The organism is Streptomyces sp. NRRL S-1022 (assembly GCF_000720135.1).
Taxonomy (GTDB): domain Bacteria; phylum Actinomycetota; class Actinomycetes; order Streptomycetales; family Streptomycetaceae; genus Streptomyces.
Genome location: NZ_JOIU01000013.1, coordinates 18350 through 42428 on the forward strand (window position 1 = coordinate 18350; position 24079 = coordinate 42428).

General features: G+C 72.3%; 23 protein-coding genes. 10 read left to right on the forward strand and 13 right to left on the reverse strand.

What is annotated here, in order from left to right; translation table 11 throughout:
• Nucleotides 1-17: 17 nt before the first annotated feature.
• On the forward strand, nucleotides 18-269 hold the full coding sequence (locus IG05_RS0119490; protein WP_030344223.1) for a DUF6458 family protein: 252 nt from the start codon (nucleotides 18-20) through the stop codon (nucleotides 267-269).
• Here the strand turns inward: IG05_RS0119490 and IG05_RS0119495 are convergent.
• From IG05_RS0119495 to IG05_RS0119505, 3 genes are all read right to left on the reverse strand, one after another.
• Entirely contained in the window at nucleotides 257-2128 is a 1872-nt protein-coding gene (locus IG05_RS0119495) for an NHL domain-containing thioredoxin family protein (RefSeq protein WP_030344225.1), read from the reverse strand. The two genes, IG05_RS0119490 and IG05_RS0119495, sit on opposite strands and share 13 nt — an antisense overlap.
• Before the next feature lie 56 nt (nucleotides 2129-2184).
• Nucleotides 2185-3021, reverse strand: coding sequence for a calcium-binding protein (locus IG05_RS0119500; RefSeq protein WP_030344226.1), 837 nt, complete (start codon nucleotides 3019-3021; stop codon nucleotides 2185-2187).
• Nucleotides 3022-3201: 180 nt separating this feature from the next.
• Complete coding sequence (locus IG05_RS0119505) at nucleotides 3202-3588, reverse strand: cupin domain-containing protein (RefSeq protein ID WP_030344228.1); 387 nt, start codon at nucleotides 3586-3588, stop codon at nucleotides 3202-3204.
• Nucleotides 3589-3639: 51 nt separating this feature from the next.
• On the opposite strand from IG05_RS0119505, the gene IG05_RS0119510 reads away from it, so the two are divergent.
• Nucleotides 3640-4641: a GlxA family transcriptional regulator gene (locus IG05_RS0119510; protein ID WP_051790059.1), complete on the forward strand. Its 1002-nt coding sequence runs from the start codon at nucleotides 3640-3642 to the stop codon at nucleotides 4639-4641.
• 94 nt (nucleotides 4642-4735) lie between these two features.
• Nucleotides 4736-5230: an LURP-one-related/scramblase family protein gene (locus tag IG05_RS0119515; protein WP_030344231.1), complete on the forward strand. Its 495-nt coding sequence runs from the start codon at nucleotides 4736-4738 to the stop codon at nucleotides 5228-5230.
• A gap of 48 nt (nucleotides 5231-5278) precedes the next feature.
• Here IG05_RS0119515 and IG05_RS0119520 read toward each other — a convergent pair whose 3' ends face one another.
• The gene (locus IG05_RS0119520) at nucleotides 5279-6079 is read right to left on the reverse strand and encodes a carbon-nitrogen family hydrolase (protein WP_030344232.1); all 801 of its coding nucleotides are present in this window, start codon (nucleotides 6077-6079) and stop codon (nucleotides 5279-5281) included.
• Nucleotides 6080-6262: 183 nt separating this feature from the next.
• Between IG05_RS0119520 and IG05_RS0119525 the strand changes: the two genes are divergently transcribed.
• Complete coding sequence (locus IG05_RS0119525; RefSeq protein ID WP_030344234.1) at nucleotides 6263-7087, forward strand: maleylpyruvate isomerase family mycothiol-dependent enzyme; 825 nt, start codon at nucleotides 6263-6265, stop codon at nucleotides 7085-7087.
• A gap of 86 nt (nucleotides 7088-7173) precedes the next feature.
• Here the strand turns inward: IG05_RS0119525 and IG05_RS0119530 are convergent, their stop codons facing one another.
• A complete protein-coding gene (locus tag IG05_RS0119530; RefSeq protein ID WP_030344236.1) occupies nucleotides 7174-8481 on the reverse strand; it encodes an MFS transporter in 1308 nt (435 codons plus the stop codon).
• Nucleotides 8478-9152, reverse strand: coding sequence for a GntR family transcriptional regulator (locus IG05_RS0119535; protein WP_030344238.1), 675 nt, complete (start codon nucleotides 9150-9152; stop codon nucleotides 8478-8480). Before IG05_RS0119535 ends, IG05_RS0119530 begins: the two co-directional genes overlap by 4 nt.
• A gap of 189 nt (nucleotides 9153-9341) precedes the next feature.
• Here IG05_RS0119535 and IG05_RS0119540 point away from each other — a divergent pair, with 189 nt between their 5' ends.
• The 3 genes from IG05_RS0119540 to IG05_RS0119550 all read left to right on the forward strand — a co-directional run bounded on the left by IG05_RS0119540 (nucleotide 9342) and on the right by IG05_RS0119550 (nucleotide 11677).
• Nucleotides 9342-10244 (forward strand): D-alanyl-D-alanine carboxypeptidase family protein, encoded by a 903-nt coding sequence (locus IG05_RS0119540; protein WP_030344239.1) that lies wholly within the window; start codon nucleotides 9342-9344, stop codon nucleotides 10242-10244.
• A 102-nt stretch (nucleotides 10245-10346) separates the two neighbouring features.
• Nucleotides 10347-10697 (forward strand): GntR family transcriptional regulator, encoded by a 351-nt coding sequence (locus IG05_RS0119545; RefSeq protein ID WP_030344241.1) that lies wholly within the window; start codon nucleotides 10347-10349, stop codon nucleotides 10695-10697.
• Nucleotides 10694-11677 (forward strand): hypothetical protein, encoded by a 984-nt coding sequence (locus IG05_RS0119550; protein ID WP_030344243.1) that lies wholly within the window; start codon nucleotides 10694-10696, stop codon nucleotides 11675-11677. Before IG05_RS0119545 ends, IG05_RS0119550 begins: the two co-directional genes overlap by 4 nt.
• A 17-nt stretch (nucleotides 11678-11694) precedes the next feature.
• Here IG05_RS0119550 and IG05_RS0119555 read toward each other — a convergent pair whose 3' ends face one another.
• The 4 genes from IG05_RS0119555 to pdhA all read right to left on the reverse strand — a co-directional run bounded on the left by IG05_RS0119555 (nucleotide 11695) and on the right by pdhA (nucleotide 16278).
• A complete protein-coding gene (locus IG05_RS0119555; RefSeq protein WP_234335931.1) occupies nucleotides 11695-12486 on the reverse strand; it encodes a hypothetical protein in 792 nt (263 codons plus the stop codon).
• Between the two features lie 166 nt (nucleotides 12487-12652).
• Nucleotides 12653-14050: a dihydrolipoamide acetyltransferase family protein gene (locus IG05_RS0119560; protein ID WP_037814270.1), complete on the reverse strand. Its 1398-nt coding sequence runs from the start codon at nucleotides 14048-14050 to the stop codon at nucleotides 12653-12655.
• Between the two features lie 10 nt (nucleotides 14051-14060).
• Nucleotides 14061-15038, reverse strand: a complete 978-nt coding sequence (locus IG05_RS0119565) for an alpha-ketoacid dehydrogenase subunit beta (RefSeq protein ID WP_030344248.1) — start codon at nucleotides 15036-15038, stop codon at nucleotides 14061-14063.
• 1 nt (nucleotide 15039) lies between these two features.
• A complete protein-coding gene (gene pdhA, locus IG05_RS0119570; RefSeq protein ID WP_030344250.1) occupies nucleotides 15040-16278 on the reverse strand; it encodes a pyruvate dehydrogenase (acetyl-transferring) E1 component subunit alpha in 1239 nt (412 codons plus the stop codon).
• A gap of 489 nt (nucleotides 16279-16767) precedes the next feature.
• Between pdhA and IG05_RS0119575 the strand changes: the two genes are divergently transcribed.
• Nucleotides 16768-17814 (forward strand): phosphotransferase, encoded by a 1047-nt coding sequence (locus IG05_RS0119575; RefSeq protein WP_199808347.1) that lies wholly within the window; start codon nucleotides 16768-16770, stop codon nucleotides 17812-17814.
• A gap of 51 nt (nucleotides 17815-17865) precedes the next feature.
• Here the strand turns inward: IG05_RS0119575 and IG05_RS0119580 are convergent, their stop codons facing one another.
• Complete coding sequence (locus IG05_RS0119580) at nucleotides 17866-19497, reverse strand: protein kinase domain-containing protein (protein WP_030344252.1); 1632 nt, start codon at nucleotides 19495-19497, stop codon at nucleotides 17866-17868.
• A 344-nt stretch (nucleotides 19498-19841) separates the two neighbouring features.
• Here IG05_RS0119580 and IG05_RS0119585 point away from each other — a divergent pair, with 344 nt between their 5' ends.
• A complete protein-coding gene (locus tag IG05_RS0119585; RefSeq protein WP_030344254.1) occupies nucleotides 19842-21485 on the forward strand; it encodes a Stk1 family PASTA domain-containing Ser/Thr kinase in 1644 nt (547 codons plus the stop codon).
• Nucleotides 21486-21609: 124 nt separating this feature from the next.
• Here IG05_RS0119585 and IG05_RS0119590 read toward each other — a convergent pair whose 3' ends face one another.
• Entirely contained in the window at nucleotides 21610-22155 is a 546-nt protein-coding gene (locus IG05_RS0119590) for a bacterial proteasome activator family protein (protein WP_030344256.1), read from the reverse strand.
• Nucleotides 22156-22330: 175 nt separating this feature from the next.
• Between IG05_RS0119590 and IG05_RS0119595 the strand changes: the two genes are divergently transcribed.
• Entirely contained in the window at nucleotides 22331-23080 is a 750-nt protein-coding gene (locus tag IG05_RS0119595; protein WP_030344258.1) for a hypothetical protein, read from the forward strand.
• A gap of 12 nt (nucleotides 23081-23092) precedes the next feature.
• Here the strand turns inward: IG05_RS0119595 and IG05_RS0119600 are convergent, their stop codons facing one another.
• Complete coding sequence (locus tag IG05_RS0119600) at nucleotides 23093-24073, reverse strand: NAD(P)H-quinone oxidoreductase (RefSeq protein WP_030344259.1); 981 nt, start codon at nucleotides 24071-24073, stop codon at nucleotides 23093-23095.
• Nucleotides 24074-24079 lie beyond the last annotated feature (6 nt).

The window sequence follows — 24079 nt, forward strand, 5'->3', positions numbered from 1 at the left end:
AGGGGAGGCGAGGTCTCATGGGTCTCGGCGGATGCATCATCCTCATCGCCGTGGGGGCCATCCTGACGTTCGCGACCGACTGGCACATGCAGGGCGTCAATATCACTGTCGTCGGCCTGATCCTGATGGCCGTCGGTCTGATCGGGGTGGCGACGTTCAGCGGCATCGCGCGCCGCCGCCGCGTGGTCGTACCGCCGACGGCACCGGTGGTGGAGGACGAACCGCGCCACCACCACGTCGACGGCTACTCCGACGGCTACGGCGTCTGAGGCACCGCCTCCTGCTCGTCCAGGCCCGCCAGGACGAGCGGCAGGCGGTCCGCCCCGCCCTTCGTCAGGCGGAGCGGCACACCCCAGTCCTGCTGGTGGACGTGGCAGGCGGGGTACTCGGCGGCGTCCGCGGCAAAGCCGTCGCCGGACGCGGGGGCGTCGCAGCCGGCGGCCATCGCGGAGACGTGCAGGACGCCCTCCGTGACGGCCGGATTCAGTTCCAGCTCGCGGGACAGGTCCGTGTCCGTTCCCTCGCCCTTGAGCAGCAGCTCGGGCGGAGTGGCGGAGACCAGCAGACGGGTCGCGGGGCCGTACCGGGTGTCGAGCTTCTGGCCCGCGGGGGCCTGGAAGACCACGTCGAGGCGGAGCCGGCCGGGGGCGACCTCGGTCGCGGCACGCCGGGTGCGGTGGGCGACCGGCTCCACCCGCACGGCCTCCTCCGGCAGCCGCAGCCGGGTCAGCCGGTGCCGGGCCGACTCCACGACCACGATGTCCCCGCCGGCGAGCACGGCACCGCTGGGCTCGCGCAGATCGGTGGCGAGGGTGGTGACCTCGCCGGTCGCCGGGTCGTAGCGGCGCAGGGCGTGGTTGTAGGTGTCGGCGACCGCCACCGAGCCGTCCGGCAGGGCGGTGACGCCCAGCGGGTGCTGGAGGAGCGCCCGGCCGGCGGCGCCGTCCCGGTGGCCGAAGTCGAACAGGCCGGCGCCGACGGCGGTGTGGACGTGTCCGTCGAGGTCCACCCAGCGCAGCGCGCTGGTCTCGGAGTCGGCGAGCCAGAGCCGCTCCCCGTCGGGGGAGACCGCGAGCCCCGAGGGCTGGGCGAACCAGGCCTCGTCCGCCGGGCCGTCGACGAGGCCCTCGTTGGAGGTGCCGGCGGTGACGGAGACGGTGCCGTCCGCCGGGTCGTACGCCCACAGCTGGTGGACGCCGGCCATGGCGATCCACACCTTGCCGTTCCACCACGCCACGTCCCACGGTGAGGAGAGGTTGACCTCGCGCCCGGGGCCGGAGGTGGCGTCCCCCCGCATCCACTGTCGGCCCGTGCCGGCCAGGGTGGTGGTCCGGCCGCTCTCCGGGTCGAAGCGCCGCAGCGCGTGATTGACCGTGTCTGCGACGACCACGGAGCCGTCCGGAAGCAGCGCCAGGCCCTGCGGCTCGCTGAACCGGGAACGGACCCGGGTGCTGTCGGTCAGGCCCCGGCTGCCCTGACCGATCCGCCGCACGACCGTCTCCCCGTCCCCCTCCAGCTCCACCAGCTGGTGCCGGGTGGTGTCGCTGACCAGGAGGTTGCCGGACGGCAGCAGCAGCGCCTTGCCGGGGAAGCGCAGGGCCGTCGGCTCGGGCTCCGGCGGCACGTACGGCCCGTCGCCCCGGCGCAGGGTGCCCTTGGCCTCGTGCTCGGCCTCCAGCTCGGTCACCAGCCGCTCGATGGCGTGCACGTGCCCCTCGCCCGCGTGCTGGGCGACGACGTACCCCTCGGGGTCGATCACCACCAGCGTCGGCCAGGCGCGCACCGCGTACTGCTTCCAGGTGGCCAGCTCCGGGTCGTCCAGGACCGGGTGCTCCACGCCGTAGCGCTCCACGGCGTCCACGACGGCCCGGTGCTCGGCCTCGTGCACGAACTTCGGGGAGTGCACCCCGATCACCACGAGCGTGTCCCGGTACCCGGCCTCCATCTGGCGCAACTCGTCCAGGACGTGCAGGCAGTTGATGCAGCAGAAGGTCCAGAAGTCCAGCACGACGATGCGCCCGCGCAGGTCGGCGAGGGTGTACCGCTGGTCTCCCGTGTTCAGCCAGCCACCCTTGCCGATCAGCTCGGGGGCGCGGACTCGGGCGCGTCGGCGTACGGAGTCGGTCATGGATCCAGGGTGCCACCCGTCGCGGACAGCGGTGGGGGCCTGTGGACAACTCCCCCTCAGTCCTGGTGGACGACGTCCCTGCCGGGGCCGCCGGAGAGCGTGTCGCGGCCGGCGCCGCCGTACAGCCGGTCGTCGCCGCTGTTGCCGTACAGCCGGTCGTCGCCGCCGTCGCCGTACAGCCGGTCGTCGCCCTTGCCGCCGTTCAGGGTGTCGGCGCCGGAGCCGCCGTGGACCGTGTCGTCGCCGTCGTCGCCGGCCAGGTCCTGGCTTCCGGCTCCACCGCGCAGCACGTCGTCGCCCCTTCCGCCCCGGACGATGTTGTCGCCGCCGCTCGCGTAGACCGTGTCGTTCCCGTCACCGCCCCAGGCCAGGCCTTCCTTGCCGACCGTGAGGGTGTCGTCGCCCGCGTCGCCCGAGAGGTAGGCGCCGTCGAGGCGGCCGGAGTCGGTCGCCCTGTCGTTGCCGGAGCCCAGGGAGATCCGCGCGTAGGAGTAGATCTGGCCGGTGGCGTTCCGGTACGCGACCGTGTCGTTCCGGTCGCCGAGGTTCATGACCAGGGCGGCGTACGGGTCCTGGCTGTCGACGCCGGTGACCGTGCAGGAGACCTTCGTGCGGTCCGCGCCGTCCGGGTGGACGCAGCCGTGGCCCGCCTCGATGGTGACGGTGTCGTCGATCAGGTAGGTGATGCCCGTGCGGTCGGCGGTGAGCGACGCGGTGACGGTGGCCTTGTTGGCCTGACCGGTGGCGGCCTGGTAGGTGAGCTGCCAGTCGTACTGGTTGACCGCGGCGGTGGCCGGCGCGGTGGCCGCCGCCGCGGTACCGGGCAGGCCGAACGGCACGGCCAGGGCCGCGGCCGTGCCGGCGGCCAGGGCGAGCGCGCGGACGGGCCGCATGCGGTGGGTGTGAACGGGCACGGTGGGCCTTTCGGAGAGAACGGGCGGGTCTTTCGGCTGACTTCACCGACTTCCGCGTCGTTCGACTCGGGGGCGGTCCGGCAGGTTGGCCGGCTCGCGCGCGGAATCTGCGTGTTCACCACGCGCACACCCGCCGTACCCGTGGATTCCGGTACCCGGTCAGGACAGCGCGTGGCCCGTGGTGCTGTCCACGTGATCGGGTACATCCTCGTGCCGGTCGCCGACAGTGAGCGTTCCGGTGGGTTCGAAGACCAGGATCTCGGTGGGTTCGGGCGCGTACGGCTTGTGCTCGACCCCGCGCGGGACGGTGAACACCGAACCCTTGGGCAGCACCACCGTGCGCTCGCCGGCCGGCTCGCGCAGGCCGATGTGCAGTTCGCCGGCGAGGACCAGGAAGAACTCGTCGGTGTTCGCGTGCGCGTGCCAGAGGTGTTCGCCCTCCACTTTGGCGACGCGGACGTCGTAGTCGTTGACGGCGGTGACGATGCGGGGGCTCCACAGCTCGGTGAAGGAGGCGAGGGCCGCGTCCAGAGAGATCGGTTCCATGGGTTCATCGTCGGGGCTGCCCCGGCACCCGGCGAGTGCTAGAAATCGCACATGCCGCAACGATCCTCTCACCGTGTCGTACTGGTGGTCGACGACAACTCCAACCCCTTCGAAATGAGTTGTGCCATCGAGATCTTCGGTCTCGCACGGCCTGAACTGGGGCGGAAGCTCTACGACTTCCGGCTGTGCGCGGCCGAGCCGGCGACCCGGATGCGGGACGGTTTCTTCACGCTCACCGGGGTCGCCGGCCTGGAGGCGGCCGAGTCCGCCGACACGCTGATCGTGCCGAACCGGCCCGACACCCACGTCCACCGCTCGCAGCGCGTCCTGGACGTGGTCCGGCGGGCCCACGCGCGGGGCGCCCGGCTCGTCGGCTTCTGCTCGGGCGCGTTCACCCTGGCGGAGGCCGGGCTGCTGGACGGGCGCCGGGCGGCCTGCCACTGGATGTGGGCGGACGCCTTCCGGGCCCGCTTCCCGCGGGTGCGCCTGGAGGCGGACGTGCTCTTCGTGGACGACGGTGACATCCTCACCGCCTCCGGCAGCGCCTCCGCGCTCGACCTCGGCCTGCACCTGGTGCGCCGGGACCACGGCGTGGAGATCGCCAACCACGTCTCCCGGCGGCTCGTGTTCGCCGCGCACCGGGACGGCGGTCAACGGCAGTTCGTGGAGCGGCCGGTGCCCGCGGTGCCCGACGAGTCACTCGGCCCGCTGCTGGCCTGGGCGCAGGAGCGGCTGGGCGAGCCGCTGACCGTCGCCGGCCTCGCCGCCCGCGCGGCCGTCTCCCCCGCAACCCTGCACCGGCGCTTCCGCACCCAGCTGGGCACGACTCCGCTGGCCTGGCTCACCGGGGAGCGCGTGGCCCTGGCGTGCCGGCTGATCGAGCGGGGCGAGGAGCGGCTGGACGTCGTGGCGGCGCGCAGCGGTCTGGGCACGGCGGCCAATCTGCGGGCCCGGCTGCGGCGGGAGACGGGGCTGAGCCCGTCGGCGTACCGCAAGCGGTTCGGGGCGGCACCCGCGCGGACGGCGGCGGCCGGCGGCAGCGGCGGCCCGTGACCGGATCCGCCGGTGAGAGGCATCCGGTGCCGCCCGCCGGACGGAATGCCGTGAATCCGGGACGATCGGCCGGTGCCGGGGAAGCATGACCCGTATGAGATTCCTCGTACGCGACCGGATCCTCGGCATCGGTGACGACTGGTGGATCGAGGACGAACACGGCCGGAAGGTGTTCCTCGTCGACGGCAAGGCGATGCGGCTGCGCGACACCTTCGAGCTGAAGGACACCCAGGGCCGGGTCCTGATCGACATCCACCAGAAGATGCTCGCCCTGCGCGACACGATGGTGATCGAACGGGACGGCGAAGCCCTGGCCCGGATCAGGCGCAAGCGGCTGTCCCTGCTGCGCAACCACTACCGGGTCTCGCTGGTGGACGGCACCGAACTGGACGTCAGCGGGAAGATCCTGGACCGCGAGTTCGCCGTGGAGTACGACGGCGAACTGCTCGCGGTGATCTCCCGCCGCTGGCTCAGCGTCCGCGACACCTACGGCGTGGACGTCGTACGGGACGACGCCGACCCGGCGCTGCTCACCGCGGTGGCGGTGTGCGTGATCCACCTGGCCGAGAAGGAGGACGAGGAGGACTGACGACGGGGACTGACGAGGAGGTCTGACGACGAGGCGGACCGGCGGTGACTAGCTGGGGCGCCGGGGCGGCCGCAGGCCGAGCACCCGGTCCTTGAGCGCCGGGAACTGTGCGCGGGTCGCGGCCACCTTCGCCGGGTCCAGCTCGACCGTGAGGACCTCCTCGCCGGAGCCGGCCTCGGCGAGCACCTCGCCCCACGGATCCACCACGATCGAGTGACCCGCCTGCGGAACTCCGGCGTGGGTCCCGGCCGTTCCACACGCGAGCACGAACGCCTGGTTCTCCACCGCCCGCGCCTGGGCCAGCAGCGTCCAGTGCGCGCGTCGCCGCTCGGGCCAGCCCGCCGGGATCACCAGCGTCTCGGCACCGGCGTCGACGAGTCCGCGGAAGAGTTCGGGGAAACGGAGGTCGTAACAGGTGGCCACGCCGAGCGTGGTCCCGGGCAGCCGGACCGTCACCAGGTCACGGCCCGCGCCCATCAGCACCGCCTCGCCCTGGTCGAAACCGAAGCGGTGGATCTTCCGGTAGGCCGCGGCCAGTTCACCGGAGGGGGAGAAGACGAGGGACGTGTTGTAGAGGGGGCCCTCAGGGTCGCGTTCCGGGATGGAGCCGGCGTGCAGCCACACGCCCGCGTCGCTCGCCGCCTTGGCCATCGTCTCGTGCGTCGGCCCTTCGAGCGGCTCGGCCTCCCGGCCGAACTCCTCGTAGGCGAAGGCTCCGGTGGTCCACAGTTCGGGCAGAACGACGAGGTCGGCCCCGCTCTGCTCGCGCACCAGCGCGGCCGCGCGCCGCCGCCGGGAGCCGACCGGTTCGTCCTCGTCCACGGCGATCTGGATCAGCGAGGCGCGCACACTACCACCGTCCTGGCATTCGAGTCGTCCACACGGGCCTACGATCGTCACACGAAAGCACTGCCGGGGTGCCTTTCAGCAGCGTAACTTAGCCTCTCAAGACACCCGCCGAAGTGCAGCCGCCGCCCGCTGGCAATGCCGCCACAACCTGCCCGTGTACCGACCGCCGAGGGGTCCCGTTCCGTGAGTCTCCATCCCACCCTCCAGCCCTACGCCGACGCCTGGACGCACTCCATCGAAGCGATATCCGAGATGGTGCAGTCGCTCGTCGAGGGCGAGTGGAACCGGCGGACACCCTGCCCCGGCTGGTCCGTGCGGGACATCGTGTCCCACGTCATCGGCGTGGACTGCGAGATGCTCGGCGACCCGCGGCCCATCCACGCCCTGCCGCGCGACCTGTTCCACGTCACCACCGAGCACCAGCGCTACACGGAGATGCAGGTCGACGTCCGCCGCCACCACACGGCGCCGGAGATGACGGCCGAGCTGGAGTACACGGTCATCCGCCGCAACCGGCAGCTGCGAAACGAGTCCCGGGACCCCGGCACCCTGGTGCGCGGGCCGCTCGGTACCGAGGTCACCCTGGAACACTCCTACCGCGCCCGGGCGTTCGACGTGTGGGTGCACGAGCAGGACCTGCGGGCCGCCCTCGGCCGCCCCGGCAACCTGGACTCGCCGGGCGCGTACGTCACCCGGGACGTGCTGCTGGAGGCGCTGCCCAAGGTCGTCGCGCACGACGCGAACGCCCCGCGCAGCTCGGCGATCGTGTTCGACGTGCACGGTCCGGTGGAGTTCCTGCGCACGGTCCGCGTCGACATCCAGGGCCGGGGCACGGTGGAGACCGCCCCCGCCCTCGGCCCCGCCGCCGCGCTCACCCTGGACTGGGAGACCTACGTCCGCCTGGCCTGTGGCCGGGTCGGCCCGGAGGCGGTGGCGGACCGGGTGAAGACGGAGGGCGACCAGGAGCTGGCGGCGGCCATCCTGCGTCACTTCGCGGTGACCCCCTAGGACCTCGCGGTGCTTCCCCGGGACTCCTGGGGATCTCCCCGCACTTCGCGGTGACCCCCTGGGGCCGGGCCGCCGGCAGTGTCCCGCTAGGCGGGGACGTGCACCGTCTCCACCCGGCTGGCCACGAGCCGCTCCCGCTCGCGCCGGGCCGCCCGCCCCCGCAGCCGCAGGATCTGGCTGATCCCGAGCGCCTGGAGCACGAACACGGCGCTGAACGCCACGGTGTAGTCGTCGCCGGTCGCGTCCAGCAGCACGCCGATCGCGAACAGGGTCGTCATGGAGGCGAGGAAGCCGCCCATGTTGGTGATGCCGGACGCCGTGCCCTGTCGCTCGGGCGGGTTGGCCGGCCGGGCGAAGTCGAAGCCGATCATCGACGCCGGACCGCACGCGCCGAGCACCGCGCACAGCACCAGCAGCAGCCACATCGGCGCGTGGTCACCGGGGTAGGCCAGCGTCACCGCCCACAGCAGCGCGGTGGCCCCGACCGTGCCCAGCGCCAGCGGCAGCCGGGCCGCGTGGTGCCGGGCGATGATCTGGCCGTAGACGAGGCCGATCACCATGTTGGACAGGACGACGAGGGTGAGCAGCTCACCGGCCGTGGCGCGGCTGAGGCCCTGCGCCTCGACGAGGAACGGCAGTCCCCACAGCAGCAGGAACACCATCGCCGGGAACTGGGTGGTGAAGTGCACCCACAGGCCCAGGCGGGTGCCCGGTTCCCGCCAGGCCGCGGCGATCTGCCGGCGCACGTAGGCCGCGCCCTGGTGCGGGGACGGCTCCGGCTCCTGGCCCTCGGGGTGGTCCTTCAGGAACAGCAGGGTCAGCACCAGGACGACCGCGCCGGCCAGCGCGCTGCCCGCGAACGCCGGCGTCCAGCCGATGCCGTGCAGCAGCCGGGCCAGCACCAGGGTGGAGACCAGGTTGCCCGCCATGCCGACCAGGCCCGCGAGCTGCGCGACCAGCGGTCCGCGCCGGGCGGGGAACCAGCGGCTGCCGAGCCGCAGCACGCTGATGAAGGTCATCGCGTCGCCGCAGCCCAGCAGCGCGCGGGAGGCGAGCGCGGTGCCGTACGAGGGGGAGAAGGCGAAGCCCAGCTGTCCCGCGGTGAACAGGACCGCCCCGATGCTCAGCACCTTCTTGGTGCCGAGGCGGTCGACCAGCAGGCCGACGGGTATCTGCATACCCGCGTAGACCAGCAGCTGAAGGATGGAGAACGTGGACAGGGCCGAGGCGTTGACGTGGAAGCGCTCGGCCGCGTCGAGTCCGGCCACGCCCAGGGACGTCCGGAAGATGACGGCGACGAAGTAGACGGCCACACCTATGGACCACACGGCGACGGCCGGGCGTCCGCCCGGCGGGTCCCCCGGAAGGGTGGCGTTGCGCACCGGGGCGCTCATCGGACCTCACCCCGTGCGAGGTGGGAGAACCAGCCCACGTGCCGGTGCACGACGCCGACGGCCGCCTCCGCGTCCCCCGCGCGCAGCGCGTCCAGGATCTCCCCGTGCTCGGCGAGAGTCTTGGCGATCCGGTCGGGGTGGGAGTGCATGACGGCGACGCCCATCCGCAGCTGGCGGTCGCGCAGCTGGTCGTAGAGCCGGGAGAGGATCTCGTTGCCCCCGCTGCGCACGATCTCGGCGTGGAAGCAGCGGTCGGTGACCGCGGCGGCGGCCAGGTCGCCGGCGGCGGCCTGCGCCTTCTGCTGCTCCAGCAGCTCGGCCAGCCGCTCCAGCAGGCCCGGCGGCGCGGGTACGGCCTTGCGGGCCGCGTGCTCCTCGACCAGCAGCCGGGTCTCCACCACGTCCGCGATCTCCTGCGCGGAGACCGGCAGGACCAGGGCGCCCTTCTTGGGGTAGAGCCGGATGAGGCCCTCGGCCTCCAGGCGCAGCAGGGCCTCCCGGACCGGGGTGCGCGAGACCCCGACGGCCTCGGCCAGCTCGCCTTCCGTGAGCAGCGTGCCGCCCTCGTAGCGGCGGTCGAGGACACCCTGCTTGACGTGGGCGTACACGCGGTCGGCGGCGGGGGGCGGCTTGAGGGACTGCGGGGCGGGCTGCTCGACGGCCGTGTTCATGCCCACAGCATAGATACAACACGTACGCAAGGAGGAGGACCGTCCATCATGCGGACGTGACGAAGCTCCCCCGCAGCGGCCGCACAACCTTCTGTGCTAGTTACGTGTCACACCCATGCGGCCCCGTTCCGTTGCCAGCTCAACCAGGCCGCATTCCAGGGGCATTCACGACATTCGAGGTATATCACTTTGATTACCGGCATCCAGGGCATCCGCCTCCGCCGAGCCGCCGCCGTCGCCGTCACCTCCGGTGCGCTGCTCGCCACCGGTGCCCTCACCGCGGCGCCCGCGCAGGCCGTCAGCACGCCCTCCATCGTGGCCAAGGGCGGCTACCTCATGAACAACGCGAACGGCACGACGCTGTTCGACAAGAAGAAGGACACGCCGCTCTCCACCGGCTCCACGACCAAGATCATGACCGCGAAGGTCGTGCTCGGACAGTCGAACCTCAACCTCGACGCCAAGGTCACGATCAAGAAGATCTACAGCGACTACGTCGTCAAGAACAACGCCTCCCAGGCGCACCTGATCGTCGGCGACAAGGTGTCGGTCCGTCAGCTGCTCTACGGGCTGATGCTGCCGTCCGGCTGCGACGCCGCGTACGCCCTCGCCGACAAGTACGGCTCCGGCTCCACCACCTCGGCGCGGGTGAAGTCCTTCATCGGCAAGATGAACACCGCCGCCAAGAACCTGGGTCTGAAGAACACCCACTTCGACTCGTTCGACGGCATCGGCAACGGCAACAACTACTCGACGCCGCGCGACCTGACGAAGATCGCCAGCAGCGCGATGAAGAGCTCCACCTTCCGTACGATCGTCAAGACGAAGTCGTACACCGCGAAGACGGTCACCAAGACGGGCAGCACCCGCACGATGAACCCGTGGAAGAACACCAACGGGCTCCTCAGCAGCTACAGCGGCACCATCGGCGTGAAGACCGGCTCCGGCCCGGAGGCCAAGTACTGCCTGGTGTTCGCCGCCACCCGGAACGGCAAGACGGTCATCGGCACCGTCCTGGCGTCCACCTCCATCACCCAGCGCGAGACGGACGCGAAGAAGCTCCTCAACTACGGCTTCGCCAAGCTCGGCTGACGCCCGCTCCCCCGGCACGGGCCCGTCGCGAAAAGCGGCGGGCCCGTGCTTTTTCACGGGTCGGCACAAGATGAAATCGATGGTGCTAGTGTCATTGGCACCATGTTGCTACGTCTGGACACCGCCGACACCCGCCCCCTGCACGAGCAGGTCGCGGCGGCGATCCGCCGGGCCGTCGCGGAAGGCGAATGCCGCGCCGGGGACCGGCTGCCCTCGGCCCGCGATCTCTCGACGGCGCTGGACATCAACGTCAACACCGTCCTGCGCGGCCTGCGCGAATTGCGGGACGAGGGCCTGCTGGAGTTCCGCAGGGGCCGGGGGATCACCGTCGCCGCGGGGGCCGCCCGGCGCTCCGGACTGCAGATCCGGGTGCGCGAGCTGGTCGCGGAAGCAGCCCGGCTCGGCTACGGCCGCACCGACCTCATCGAGATGATCCGGGGGACGACACCATGACGGACGGGGACGACGCCACCGGCACACCGGGCCGCACCGCACGCTGGGGGCTCGCCGGGAGCACGGCGGCCGTCGCCGCACTCCTCGCCGCCCTGCCCTGGGCCGCGCACGATCGGCTGCCCGGCCGGCTGGCGACCCACTGGAGCGGGGATGCCGCCCCGAACGGCTCGATGCCGCTGTGGGAGGCATCCCTGTTCCCGGCCGGCTTCTGGCTGCTGATCACCCTGGCACTGGCCGTGCGCCGGCGTCGCTCCTGGCCGGCCGCACGCCCCTGGCGGGCGATCGCGCTGACGCCCGCCGCGGCGCTGCTCGTCGGCGCCCAGGTCTCCATCGTCCGCGCCAACCTCGACCGCGCCGACTGGCACGAGGCCCGCGAGCCGGCCCTCGGGGTCGTGCTTCCCCTGGCCCTGGCCGCGGTCGCCGGTGCGGTGGCCTGGTGGCTGACCACCCGCGCCGCCTCGACCACGCCGGCCGTCCCGGCCCCCGCACCGGACCTGCCCGAGGGCGAACGGCTGGTGTGGTTCTCCCGAGCGGCCAATCCCTGGCTGCACCTCCTGGCCGCGCTGACCGGCCTGGTCGCCGTCGGCGCTCTGGTGGTCATGGCCGCCGGTCTGGCGGGCCCTGCCGTGCTCACCCCCCTGTGCGTCGTCTGCGCCGGCGCCTCGCTCGCCTGCGCCCTCTTCTCCTCGGTCCAAGCGAAGGTGTCGGCAACGGGCCTGGAGGTCTCCTTCGGTCCCCTCGGCTGGCCCACCCGCCACTGGGCACCGGACGCCATCGAGGCCGCCCGCGCCGAGTACCGGCTGCCGTCCCAGGTCGGTGGCTGGGGTTACCGCTTCAGTGGCCTCGGCACCACGGTCATGCTCCGCGCCGGCGACTGCCTGGTCGTACGCCCCCAGGGGCGCCGTACCGACTTCGCGGTGAGCGTGGACGACGCCGAACGGGGTGCCGCCCTGCTGAACGCGCTCCGCCGGCGGGGCTGAGCCGGCCGTGGACGGACTCAGCTCGGCAGCTGGTCGTAGGTCCTGAAGGTGTACGAGGCGTCGTACGACAGCAGGTTGCCCTCGGTGGCGGGCAGGCCCAGGCGTCGGTTGAGAGGGCCGGTGAGCGGGCCGCAGTGTTCGGCGGCCGGGGCGCTGAAGGTGTCGTCGTAGGCCGAGAACTCGATCACCGGCGGGTCCTGGGAGACCCAGCGGGACGGACCCGAGCGCTTCAGCCGGAAGTCGACAGGATCCTTCGCACCGACGGTGCAGCCGTGCGGCAGCAGAGGGCCGAGGAGCCGGAAGCGGAGGCTGAACGTGCCGGTGTAGAAGTCGGACCGGCCACCGTACTCCGGCTGTATCGCCAGCCCCAGGGCGCCCGCGCGATCGCCCACCGGCATGCCGGTCAGCCCTCCCGGTATCGCACTGGGGGAGCTGTGCATCGCACCCCACACCTGCCCGTCGGCGCCGTCCGGCATCGGGCCTTCGGCGTGCGTCATGGTGATCGGGGCGGGGTGCACCGTCAGCTTCCCCAGGGTCAGCCGTGGGGCGGCCGTGTGCACTTCGCATCTCCATCGGCCCGGGTCGACGCCGTCGGGAAGCGGGGGGCAGTCGCCGAAATCGGTAGCCGGGGCGGCGTTGACGCGAGGCACCGCGGCGGCGGAGGCGTAGGCGGCACCCGGTGCGTACACCGCCGCCGTACCGGCGAGTGCGGCGGCCCCCGCGACCATGGCGAGGCGGCGTCCCGCGAAGAGGCCGGCGGGGACGGAGGCGCCGGGCGAACGGCGGGCGGAGGCAGCGGATTTCGTCATGGCACCAGCGTGCCGCGGCAGCCGCTCCCTCACCATCGGTGACCTCCCCCATACCGCCCTGACCGGCCCCTGATGCGGCGTCAGGGAACGAAAGGGCGGCCGCACCTTTCCGGTGCGACCGCCCTCTGCCGTACGACGGGGAGCGACGCCGAGTGGCGCCGGACCGTCACGCCCAGGTGATCAGCCTCTTGGGCTGCTCCAGGATCGCCGCGACGTCTGCCAGCACCTTGGAACCCAGCTCGCCGTCCACCAGGCGGTGGTCGAAGCTCAGGGCCAGCGTGGTGACCTGGCGCGGCTTCACCTTGCCCTTGTGCACCCACGGCTGAGGCTTGATCGCGCCGACCGCGAGGATCGCCGACTCGCCGGGGTTGAGGATCGGGGTGCCCGTGTCGACGCCGAAGACGCCGACGTTGGTGATGGTCACCGTGCCGCCCTGCATCGCCGCCGGGGACGTCTTGCCCTCGCGGGCCGTCGCCACCAGCTCGCCCAGCGCCTCGGCCAGCTGCGGGAGCGTCTTGGACTGCGCGTCCTTGATGTTGGGGACGATCAGGCCGCGCGGGGTGGCCGCCGCGATGCCCAGGTTGACGTAGTGCTTGACCACGATCTCCTGGTTCGCCTCGTCCCAGGACGCGTTGATGTCCGGGTTGCGCTTGATGGCGACCAGCAGGGCCTTGGCGATCAGCAGGAGCGGGTTGACCCGCAGCCCCTGCATGTCCTTGTCCTGCTTCAGCTCCTCGACCAGCTTCAGCGTGCGGGTCACGTCCACCGTCACGAACTCGGTGACGTGCGGCGCGGTGAACGCCGAACCGACCATCGCCTGCGCGGTGGCCTTGCGGACCCCCTTGACCGGGATGCGGGTCTCGCGCGCGGTGTCGTACGACGCCACGGGCGCCGGGGCGGCAGCGGTGGCGGGGGCCGCCACGACCGGGGCCGTCTGCTCGGCCGTCCGGGGCGTGGCCGCCGCGTGGACGTCCTCGCGGGTGATGATCCCGTCCGGACCGGACGGGATGATCGCGGCCAGGTCGACGCCCAGGTCCTTGGCCAGCTTGCGCACGGGAGGCTTGGCCAGCGGGCGCTTCTCGGCGACCGCGCCGCCGTGGCCGTTCAGCTCCGCCTGGATCGCCTGCGCGGGCGCCGGCGAGCCGGCCTCGGCACCCTTGCGGGGACGGCGCCTGGTGGAGGAGGTCGCCACGCCGTAACCGACGAGGACCGGCTGGCGGCCCTCCGGCTTGGGCTCCTCCTTCGCCGGGGCGGGCGCCGCCGCGGGCTGCTCGGCGGGGGCCTCCGGCGCGGCACCGCCGGCCCCGGCCACCGCCACCGCGATGATGGGCGTGCCCACGTCCACCGTGGTGCCCTCGGGGAAGTGCAGTTCGCGGACCACGCCGTCGTAGGGGATGGGCAGTTCGACGGCCGCCTTCGCCGTCTCCACCTCGCAGACCACCTGGCCGTCCGTCACCGTGTCACCCGGCTGGACGTACCACTTGAGGATCTCGGCCTCGGTGAGTCCCTCGCCCACGTCGGGCATCTTGAACTCGCGTACGGACGCTTCCGTCATCGTCGTCACGACCCTCTCCTCAGTACGCCAGCGAGCGGTCGACGGCGTCGAGCACACGGTCCAGGTCCGGCAGGTACTCCTCTTCCAGGCGCGCCGGCGGGTACGGGGCGTGGTAGCCGCCGACCCTGAGGACCGGTGCCTCCAGGTGGTAGAAGCAGCGCTCGGTGATCCGGGCGGCGATCTCCGCGCCGGAGCCGAAGAACACCGGGGCCTCGTGCACCACGACCAGGCGGCGGGTCTTCTCCACCGAGGCCTGGACGGAGTCGAAGTCGAGGGGGCTGACCGAGCGCAGGTCCAGGATCTCCAGGGACTTGCCCTCCTCGGCCGCCGCGTCCGCGGCCTCCTGGCACAGCTTCACCATCGGGCCGTAGGCCGCCAGGGTGAGGTCCGTGCCCTCGCGGACCACGCGCGCCTTGTGCAGCGGGGCGGGGATCGCCTCGGGGTCGACCTCGGCCTTGTCCCAGTAGCGCCGCTTCGGCTCGAAGTAGATCACCGGGTCGTCGCTCTGGATGGCCTGCTGCATCATCCAGTAGGCGTCGGAGGAGTTCGACGGCGAGACGACCTTCAGGCCCGCCACGTGGGCGAACAGCGCTTCGGGCGACTCCGAGTGGTGCTCGACCGCGCCGATGCCGCCGCCGTAGGGGATGCGGATGACGACCGGCAGCTTGACCTTGCCCAGCGAGCGGGCGTGCATCTTGGCGAGCTGGGTGACGATCTGGTCGTAGGCCGGGAAGACGAAGCCGTCGAACTGGATCTCCACCACCGGGCGGTAGCCGCGCAGGGCCAGGCCGATCGCGGTGCCGACGATGCCGGACTCGGCGAGCGGGGTGTCGATGACCCGGCTCTCGCCGAAGTCCTTCTGCAGGCCGTCGGTCACCCGGAACACACCGCCGAGCTTTCCGACGTCCTCGCCCATCACGAGCACCTTGGGGTCGGCGTCCAGGGCGCGGCGCAGCGACTCGTTGATGGCCTTGGCCATCGCCATCTTCTCGGCCATCTCAGTGACCCCCTTCATCGGCGAACGACGCCTGGTAGGCGGCGAACTGGGCGCGCTCCTCGTCGACGAGCGCGTGCCCGTCCGCGTACGCGTTCTCGAAGATGGCGAAGTGGTCCGGGTCGGGCATGGCGCGGACCGCTTCGCGCACTCGCTTGCCCAACGCCTCGGACTCGGTCTCGAGTTCCGCGAAGAATGCCTCGTCCGCGTGGTTCGAGGCCTCCAGGTACCGGCGCAGGCGCAGGATCGGGTCCTTCGCCTCCCAGGCCAGCCGCTCCTCGTCGCCCCGGTAGCGGGTGGGGTCGTCGGAGGTGGTGTGGGCGCCCATGCGGTAGGTGAACGCCTCCACCAGGGTGGGGCCCTCGCCGTTGCGGGCGCGCTCCAGCGCCCACTTGGTCACCGCGAGGCAGGCCAGCACGTCGTTGCCGTCGACCCGGACGCCCGGGAAGCCGTAGCCCTGCGCGCGCTGGTAGAGCGGGACGCGGGTCTGGCGCTCGGTCGGCTCGGAGATCGCCCACTGGTTGTTCTGGCAGAAGAACACCACCGGGGCGTTGTAGACCGCGGCGAAGGTGAACGATTCGGCGACGTCGCCCTGGCTGGACGCGCCGTCACCGAAGTAGGCGATGACCGCCGAGTCCGCGCCGTCCTTGGCCACGCCCATCGCGTAGCCGGTGGCGTGCAGCGTCTGGGAGCCGATGACGATCGTGTACAGCTGGAAGTTGTTGCTGTTCGGGTCCCAGCCGCCGTTGTTCACGCCGCGGAACATGCCCAGCAGATTCGTCGGATCGACCCCGCGGCACCAGGCGACGCCGTGCTCGCGGTAGGTCGGGAAGACGTAGTCGTCCTCGCGGGTGGCCCGGCCGGAGCCGATCTGGGCGGCCTCCTGGCCCAGCAGGGAGGCCCACAGGCCCAGCTCGCCCTGGCGCTGCAGGGAGGTGGCCTCGGCGTCGAAGCGGCGGGTGAGCACCATGTCGCGGTACAGGCCGCGGAGGTCTTCGGGGGTGATGCCGGCGACGTAGGAGTCGTACTCGGCGTTCTCGACCCGGTCGCCCTCCGGCGTCAGCAGCTGCACGAGTTCCGGGTCGGTGCCCTTCTTCGCGGTGCTGCGGGTGGTACGGGTGGTGCGCTTGGTGCCGGTGGCTCCGGTCGTGCCGGCGGTCGTGCCGGTCTTGCTGCCGGTGGTGCCGGCCTTGCCTGCGGCGCTGCGTCGCGGCTTGCGCGCGGCACTGCTCTCCACGGTCACGTGTGCTCCTCCGTCGTTCCGGCCCCCGGGGTTGCCGGTAGGCCAGTGCGGCTCACCTGTTTCGACCACCGGGCACGGGGTGGGTGCCACTCGGCCGGGAACAGGCGTGACAGGTGCCCCGGCGAGCGCCCTGCAACCAACACGTTACCCAGTGCTCCACATTTCTGTGAAACCCCGTTTGACCTGCGATTTTGCTTGGATTTCCAAGTAAATCGAGGTGACGTGAAAGCCCGCTGGTCACAGCCTTGCGCCCGTCCGAAGCACCCGCACGTTATCCCGCGCACCCAGGTCACGGGAAGGGTTTCATGTGAGACGGGCCTCGTAGGCGAAGAGGGAAAAGTCAGGTCATTTCCGATCGGTGCCCTCGGAGCCGCCGGGCTCCGCGCGCGCGGGGAGCGAAAAGCCCCCGCGTGACCGAAAGCGACCGTCGGCGACTGCCTGTGACAAGCCCCAGCTCACGGGGGCTGCGCGTGCCCTACCATCTGGCGCGTGCCGCGCTCATGTGTACCACCCCCCGTACCGCATGCGCCCCCTCTGGGCGCCCTGCTCCGTCTGTTCGCCGCGGGAACCGCCCTCACCTGTGAGCCGGTCGAGCAGGGCCTCCTCAACCGCGGCTACCGGCTGTGCACCACCCGCGGCCGTTACTTCCTCAAGCACCACTTCGACCCGGACACCGCCGACCCGGCCGCCATCGAACGCCGGCACCGGGCCACTCAGCGGCTCGCCGATCTCGGCGTCCCGGTCGCCCCGCCGCTCGCGGACCGCGAGGGCCGCACGGTCGCCGTCGTCGGCGGCCACGCCTACGCCCTGCACCCCTGGATCGACGGCAGGCACCGCCACGGCGGCCAGCTCACGCGCGGAGAGAGCGCACGCCTGGGGGCGCTCCTGGGCGCCGTACACGCCTGTCTGGAGCGGGTGATGCCCCCCAAGGGGCGCACCCGGCCGGCGGCCGGCCCGCACCCCGTGGAGAGCGCCGACCCGGCCGACACCTTCGCCCTCATCGACGACCTGCTCGCCCATGTGCGCCGGCACCGGCCCGCCGACGCCTTCGACGAACTCGCCCGGCACCGGCTGCTGGAGCGCCGTGCGCTCCTGGAGCAGCACACGCACCGGCGCCCGCCGCGCGGCGGCCCGGTGGGGTGGGTGCACGGCGACTTCCACCCGTTCAACCTGCTCTACAAGGACGACGACGCACCAGCGGCCATCGTGGACTGGGACCGGCTCGGCGTGCAGCCGCGCGCGGAGGAGGCGGTACGCGCCGCCGTGATCTTCTTCGTCCGGCCGGGCGGGACGCTGGACCTGCCGAAAGTGCGTGCCTACGCGCGCGCGTACCGGCGCGCGGCCGACGCCGCCCCCTCGGAGCTGGCAGCGGCCGTGCACCGGGTGTGGTGGGAGCGGCTGAACGACTTCTGGATGCTGCGCTGGCACTACGAGCGCGGTGACACGCGCGCGGACCGCCAGTTCCCGGCCGCGTCGGCGCTCGCCGTGTGGTGGACGCGCGAGTACGACGCGGTGTGCGACGCGTTCGTACGGTGAGCGGCCGGCGTCACCTCAGGGTGATGCCGGCCCGGTCGCCGTAGGTGAGCTTCAACCGGTGGTCTCGCCGGTGCTGCCGTCGGTCGTGGTGCCCTCGGTGGTGCCGGCGTCGCCGGTGCCCGCGTCCGTGCCGCCGACGGTCGTACCGGCGTCCGTGCCGCCGTCGGCGGTGCCCGCGTCGGTGCCGCCGTTCGCCGGGTCCGTGGGCTGCGACGGCGTCGTCTGCGGGTCCGAGGGCTCGTTGCTCGGCGTCGAACTGGGCGTCTGCGACGGGGTGTACGACGGCGTGGACGACGGCGGCCAGCCGGAGCCAGAACCGGAGCCCGAGCTCGATCCGTTCTCCGTCGAGGGGTTCGAGGGCTCGTCGGTCTTGTCGTCGGACGGGGTCGGGGAGGGCGACTTCTCCTTATGGCTCTTGGAGTGCGTCGATTTCGGCTTGGTGTCGGGGCCGTTGCCGCCGCCGCCGGTCGTGCCCTTCATCGCCAGCGCGACGCCCGCCGCGATCGCGACGACCGCGAGGACGGCGAGGATCCACAGCTTGCCGCGGCCGCTGCCCTTGTTGCCGTGTCCCTCGAAGCCGCCGTCGTCGCCGTTGCCGTAGCCCGTGGGCAGGATCGGCTGCGGGATCTGCGCGGTGCCGCCGCCGTCCCCGGGGTGCGGCATGACGGTCGTCCCGGCGAAACCGGCCGCCGGGGTGTGCCGGCCGTCGTGCATCTCAACCGGGCCGGTGTTCCAGGTGCCGGTGTGGCCGCCCTGGTCGTACAGCATCTGCAGGCCGTACTGGACCAGGCCGCGCATCTCCTCGGCCGTCTGGAACCGGTCGTCGGGGTCCTTGGCGAGGGAGCGCATGACCAGGCCGTCCAGCTCCGGCGGGCAGCCCTCGGAGACCTCCGACGGCGGGGTCGGGATGTCCTGGACGTGCTGGTAGACCACCGACAGCGGGGTCTCGCCGGTGAACGGGGGCCGCAGGGAGAGGAGTTCGTACAGCAGGCAGCCGGTCGCGTACAGGTCGGAGCGGTGGTCGACGGCCTTGCCGAGCGCCTGCTCCGGGGAGAGGTACTGCGGGGTGCCCATGACCATGCCGGTCTGCGTCATCGTCGTGGACGCGCCGTGCAGGGCGCGGGCGATGCCGAAGTCCATCACCTTGACGGCGCCGCTGTGGGTGATGATGACATTCGCCGGCTTGATGTCACGGTGGACGATGCCATGCTGATGCGAGTAGGCGAGCGCCTCCAGCACACCGGAGACGATGATCAGGGCCTGCTCGGGGCCCGGCGCCTCGGCGTTCAGCAGCAGGTCGCGGATGGTGCGGCCCTCGACCAGCTCCATGACGATGTACGGCACGGACTGACCGCCCACGACGTCCTCGCCGGAGTCGTACACGGCGACGATCGCGTGGTGGTTCAGGCCGGCGACCGACTGCGCCTCGCGGGTGAAACGCGCCTTGGAGACGGGGTCCTCGGCCAGGTCCGCGCGCAGCAGCTTGACCGCGACCGTACGGCCCAGGCGGACGTCCTCGGCCGCGAACACCTCGGCCATGCCGCCCCGGCCCAGCCGGTGCGTGAGCCGGTACCGGCCGTCGCCGACGACCCCTCCGTTGCCCCACATCTCCGGCGCGTCTGACATGCCGCCGCCAGTCGCCTCGGGGTCGGACGGGCCCTGAGAGCGCTGCGTCTGTGCCATCAGTCCTCGCCGTCGTTTCTGCCCGCGGTGCGCGCGGTGTTGTTACGGTCTCCGTCGGCCACGCTACAGCCTCCGCGGGGGCCACCGGTTCGGAACGGCAACCGGGACCGACCCGGGACGGACCGGTCATGAAACCTCTAGCACGCGCTGTCGTGCAAATTCTGTGCGCCCGCCGTACGGCCCCTGTAACGCTTGCGCGACGCTTCTTGCGCGTACGGTCACGGAACGGGCACCGCGCTTGACGTGTCAGTGCCCTGGGGCAGACTTGGCCGGGAATGACACATTCGATCAAGGCCTGTTTCGCCGGCTGACGGCGCGGGGCGGCCGGTGGGGGACACGGAGAGATGAGCCAGGACGGCGCACAGGGCCGGTACGCGGGGCAGGCCCTGGCCGGGGGCCGCTACCAGCTGCGCGACTTGCTCGGCGAGGGCGGCATGGCCTCGGTCCACCTCGCCTACGACGCGGTGCTGGACCGCCAGGTCGCCATCAAGACGCTCCACACCGAGCTGGGCCGGGAGCAGGCCTTCCGCGAGCGCTTCCGCCGCGAGGCGCAGGCCGTGGCCAAGCTCACGCACACCAACATCGTCTCCGTCTTCGACACGGGCGAGGACGCGCTGAACGGCATGGCGACGCCGTACATCGTCATGGAGTACGTCGAGGGCCGGCCGCTGGGCTCGGTCCTGGAGCAGGACATCCGGCAGTTCGGCGCGATGCCCGCCGACAAGGCGCTGAAGGTCACCGCCGACGTGCTCGCGGCCCTGGAGATCAGCCACGAGATGGGGCTGGTGCACCGCGACATCAAGCCGGGCAACGTGATGGTGACCAAGCGTGGCGTGGTCAAGGTGATGGACTTCGGCATCGCCCGCGCCATGCAGTCCGGCGTCACCTCCATGACCCAGACCGGCATGGTCGTCGGCACCCCGCAGTACCTCTCGCCCGAGCAGGCCCTCGGCCGCGGCGTGGACGCCCGCTCCGACCTGTACTCGGTCGGCATCATGCTGTTCCAGCTCGTGACCGGACGCCTGCCCTTCGACGCCGACTCGCCGCTGGCGATCGCGTACGCGCATGTGCAGGAGGAGCCGGTGGCGCCCTCCTCGGTCAACCGCGCGCTGCCGCCCGCGGTGGACGCGCTGGTCGCCCGCGCCCTGAGGAAGAACCCGAACGAGCGCTTCCCGACCGCCGAGTCCATGCGCGCCGAGTGCCTGCGGGTCGCGGCCTCCTTCCAGGCGGCCCCGCCGAGCATCGTGCCGGGCGCCGGTCCGACCCAGAGCGGCTCGGGCGTCGGCTCCGCGGTGTTCCCGCCGGTCGACCGGACGGCCCCGGCGCCGCAGGGGCAGGTCCAGACGCCGTACCAGCCGGCTCCCGCCCCCACCCCGAACCCGTACGGCCACCCGACGCCCGCGGCCCCGTCCTACGGCTACCCGCAGCAGGGCGGCTACCAGACGCCCCCGGTGGGCTACGGTCCGCAGGCCGGCGCGCCCACCCCACCGCCGTACACGATCGCGCCGCAGACCGCGGGGCAGCCCGCCGGTGCGCCCGGCGGCCGGAAGAAGCGGCCGGTGGTCCTCGCCTCGGTCACGGTCGCGGTCATCGTGGTGGTCGGGGTGATCGTCGCGCTGACGGTGAAGAACGCCAGCGAGGACATCAAGGCCAACAGCGGCGGGACGAAAGCCTCCGCGTCCCACCGGGCGGGCTACCGCGGGCCGGACCCCAGCCGGCGGATCGACGAGAGCAAGTGCACCGACCCACAGGAGTCGTGGAAGGACCCGAAGAAGATCGAGCTGCCCGACTTCCGCTACAAGGACATCGGCTCCGTGAAGGCGTGCCTGCAGGCCGCGGGCTGGAAGTGGAACATCAAGCGCCAGGACGACAACACCTGGGGCGAGGGCACCGTGGTGTACCAGTTCCCCACCCAGGACTCCGACGTCGACCCCGACGACCTGGACAGCATCGAGCTGAGCGTGTCCACGGGCAACCCGCCGCAGTGACCCGCGTCAGGCCGCAGGCCCGGGGCCTGCGGTCCTGGCCGGCGGTCCGGGGAGTGAGTCGGGCCCGGCGGTCGTCCGCCGGGCCCTTCGTGTGTCGTCGGCCGCGTCGTGGGCCGGTGGTGGCTTACAGGTAGGGGCCGCCCGAGCGACCGCCCGCGTGGTGGTCGTCGCCGCCCTCGTGACCGGTCATGCCCGGCGGGAGCGCGCGGCGCATCTGCTCCAACTGGGCCCGCGCAGCCATCTGCTGGGCGAACAGCGTGGTCTGGATCCCGTGGAAGAGGCCCTCCAGCCAGCCCACCAACTGTGCCTGCGCGATCCGCAGTTCCGCGTCCGTCGGGGTGGCGTCGTCGGTGAACGGCAGCGAGAGGCGCTCCAGTTCCTCGACCAGCTCGGGGGCCAGACCGTCCTCCAGCTCCTTCACCGAGCTGGCGTGGATCTCCTTCAGCCGCACCCGGCTGGCCTCGTCGAGGGGGGCGACGCGCACCTCCTCCAGCAGCTGCTTGATCATGCTGCCGATCCGCATGACCTTGGCCGGCTGTTCCACCTGCTCCGTCACCGGGGTCTCACGGGAGTCATCGTCCCCACCGCCACCGCCGAGCGCCATCCCGTCCTGGCCCACGACGAGGATCTGGGGGTTCTCCGGCGACCGTTCGTTCCTCGGCATCTCCATGCCGCCATTCTCTCGCACGCCAACACCTCATCACCGTCCTGCCCCCTTGTGGGGCTGATCCACCGTTTAGACCCGACGGAGCAATCCAGAATGCCCCCTTCGCCAACGAATGTGAGGCTTGTTCCCGTCGGTTTTCCATCGGTCACGACAACTTGGGCTCCGGGAGGTCACCGACGTGACTCCACGCCTGCGACGCACGCTCCGCTGGCTACGGCCGCTGGCCGTCCTCACGGCCGCCGCACTGCCGGCGTACGGCACCGCCGTCACGTACGACGGTGCACCCGTCCACGCCGCGGAGCGGGACTCCGCCCGCTCCCCCGCCACGGGGCACCGTGCCGGGCAGCGGCTCACGGGTGACACCGGCCGCGCCGCCGCGCGGTACACCGCCGCGGACCGCGGACACCCGGAGCCGGGACCACCGGGCCGCGACGGCCCGCCCCGGGCACAGGCCGCTGCGGCCTCCTCCGCCCACCCGGACGCGCCCGCCGCCGTCCCCCTGCCCTCCGACTCCGCTTCGGCGTCGGTCCGCCCCTATCGCCGGCTCGCCTCCGTCGCGCCGTCCCGGGCGGGCAGCCGGGCCGGTGAGGGGCGGATGCGGCCGGGCCGGCCGGACGGGCCCGCGATCGAGGTGGAGGGCGACGACGACCCCCCGTTCGCCAGCCCCGTCGCGCAGCCGGAGGAGCAGGAGGAGCAGGTGGAACCGGAAGAGGCGGAGACCGCGCAGATACCGAACGCCTCCGCGTCACCGCAGGAGGCCGACTCCGCCCCGCCCGGACTCCCGGACCAGCCCGCCCAGCAGGCGGCCCAGCAGGGCGAGGCACCCACGGAACCGGTCCTGCGGCTCCTGCCCCTGGGCAGCGGCCTGGTCCTCATCGGACTCGGCCTGGGCCTGGCCCTGCTGGGCCTGCGGCTGCGCCGGAGCTGACCGGCCGCGCCGCTACGGCGCGACCAGCAGCACCTTCCCGATGTGGCCGCTCTCCTCCACCAGCCGGTGGGCCTCGGCCGCCTCCGGCATCGGCACCTCGCGGTCCACGACCGGGCGGACGTGCCCGGCGGCCAGCAGGGGCCACACGTGCTCGCGCACGGCGGCCACGATGGCCGCCTTCTCCTCCTGCGGACGGGCGCGCAGCGAGGTCGCGCTGATCGCGGCCCGTTTGGCGAGCAGCGCGCCGATGTTCAGCTCCGCCTTCGCCCCGCCCTGCATGCCGATGATCGCGAGGCGCCCGTTGACGGCGAGGGCCTGGACGTTGCGGTCCAGGTACTTGGCGCCCATGTTGTCGAGGATGACGTCGGCTCCGGCGCCGCCGGTGGCCTGCCGGATCTCGGCGACGAAGTCCTGCTCGCGGTAGTTGATGAGCACGTCCGCGCCCAGCTCGGCGCAGCGGTCCAGCTTCTCCTTGGTGCCGGCGGTCACCGCGACCCTGGCGCCGACGGCCTTGGCCAGCTGGATCGCCATGGTGCCGATGCCGCTGGAGCCGCCGTGCACCAGCAGCGTCTCGCCCGGGCGCAGGTGCGCCACCATGAACACGTTGGACCAGACGGTGCAGACGACCTCGGGCAGCGCCGCTGCTCGGGTCAGGTCGACGCCCTCGGGCACGGGCAGCAGCTGCCCGGCCGGTACGACGACCTTCTCGGCGTAGCCGCCGCCCGCGAGCAACGCGCACACCGGGTCGCCGACGGCCCAGCCGGAGACGCCGGGCCCGAGCGCGGCGATCCTGCCGGAGCACTCCAGGCCGGGGTAGGGGGAGGCGCCGGGCGGCGGATCGTAGAAGCCCTGACGCTGCAGGATGTCGGCGCGGTTCACGGCGCTGGCCACCACCTCGACCAGCACCTCGCCCTCGCCGGGCACCGGATCGGGGACCTCGCCCCACACCAGCGCCTCGGGATCACCAGGTTCGGGAATCGTGATCGCATGCATACCGGT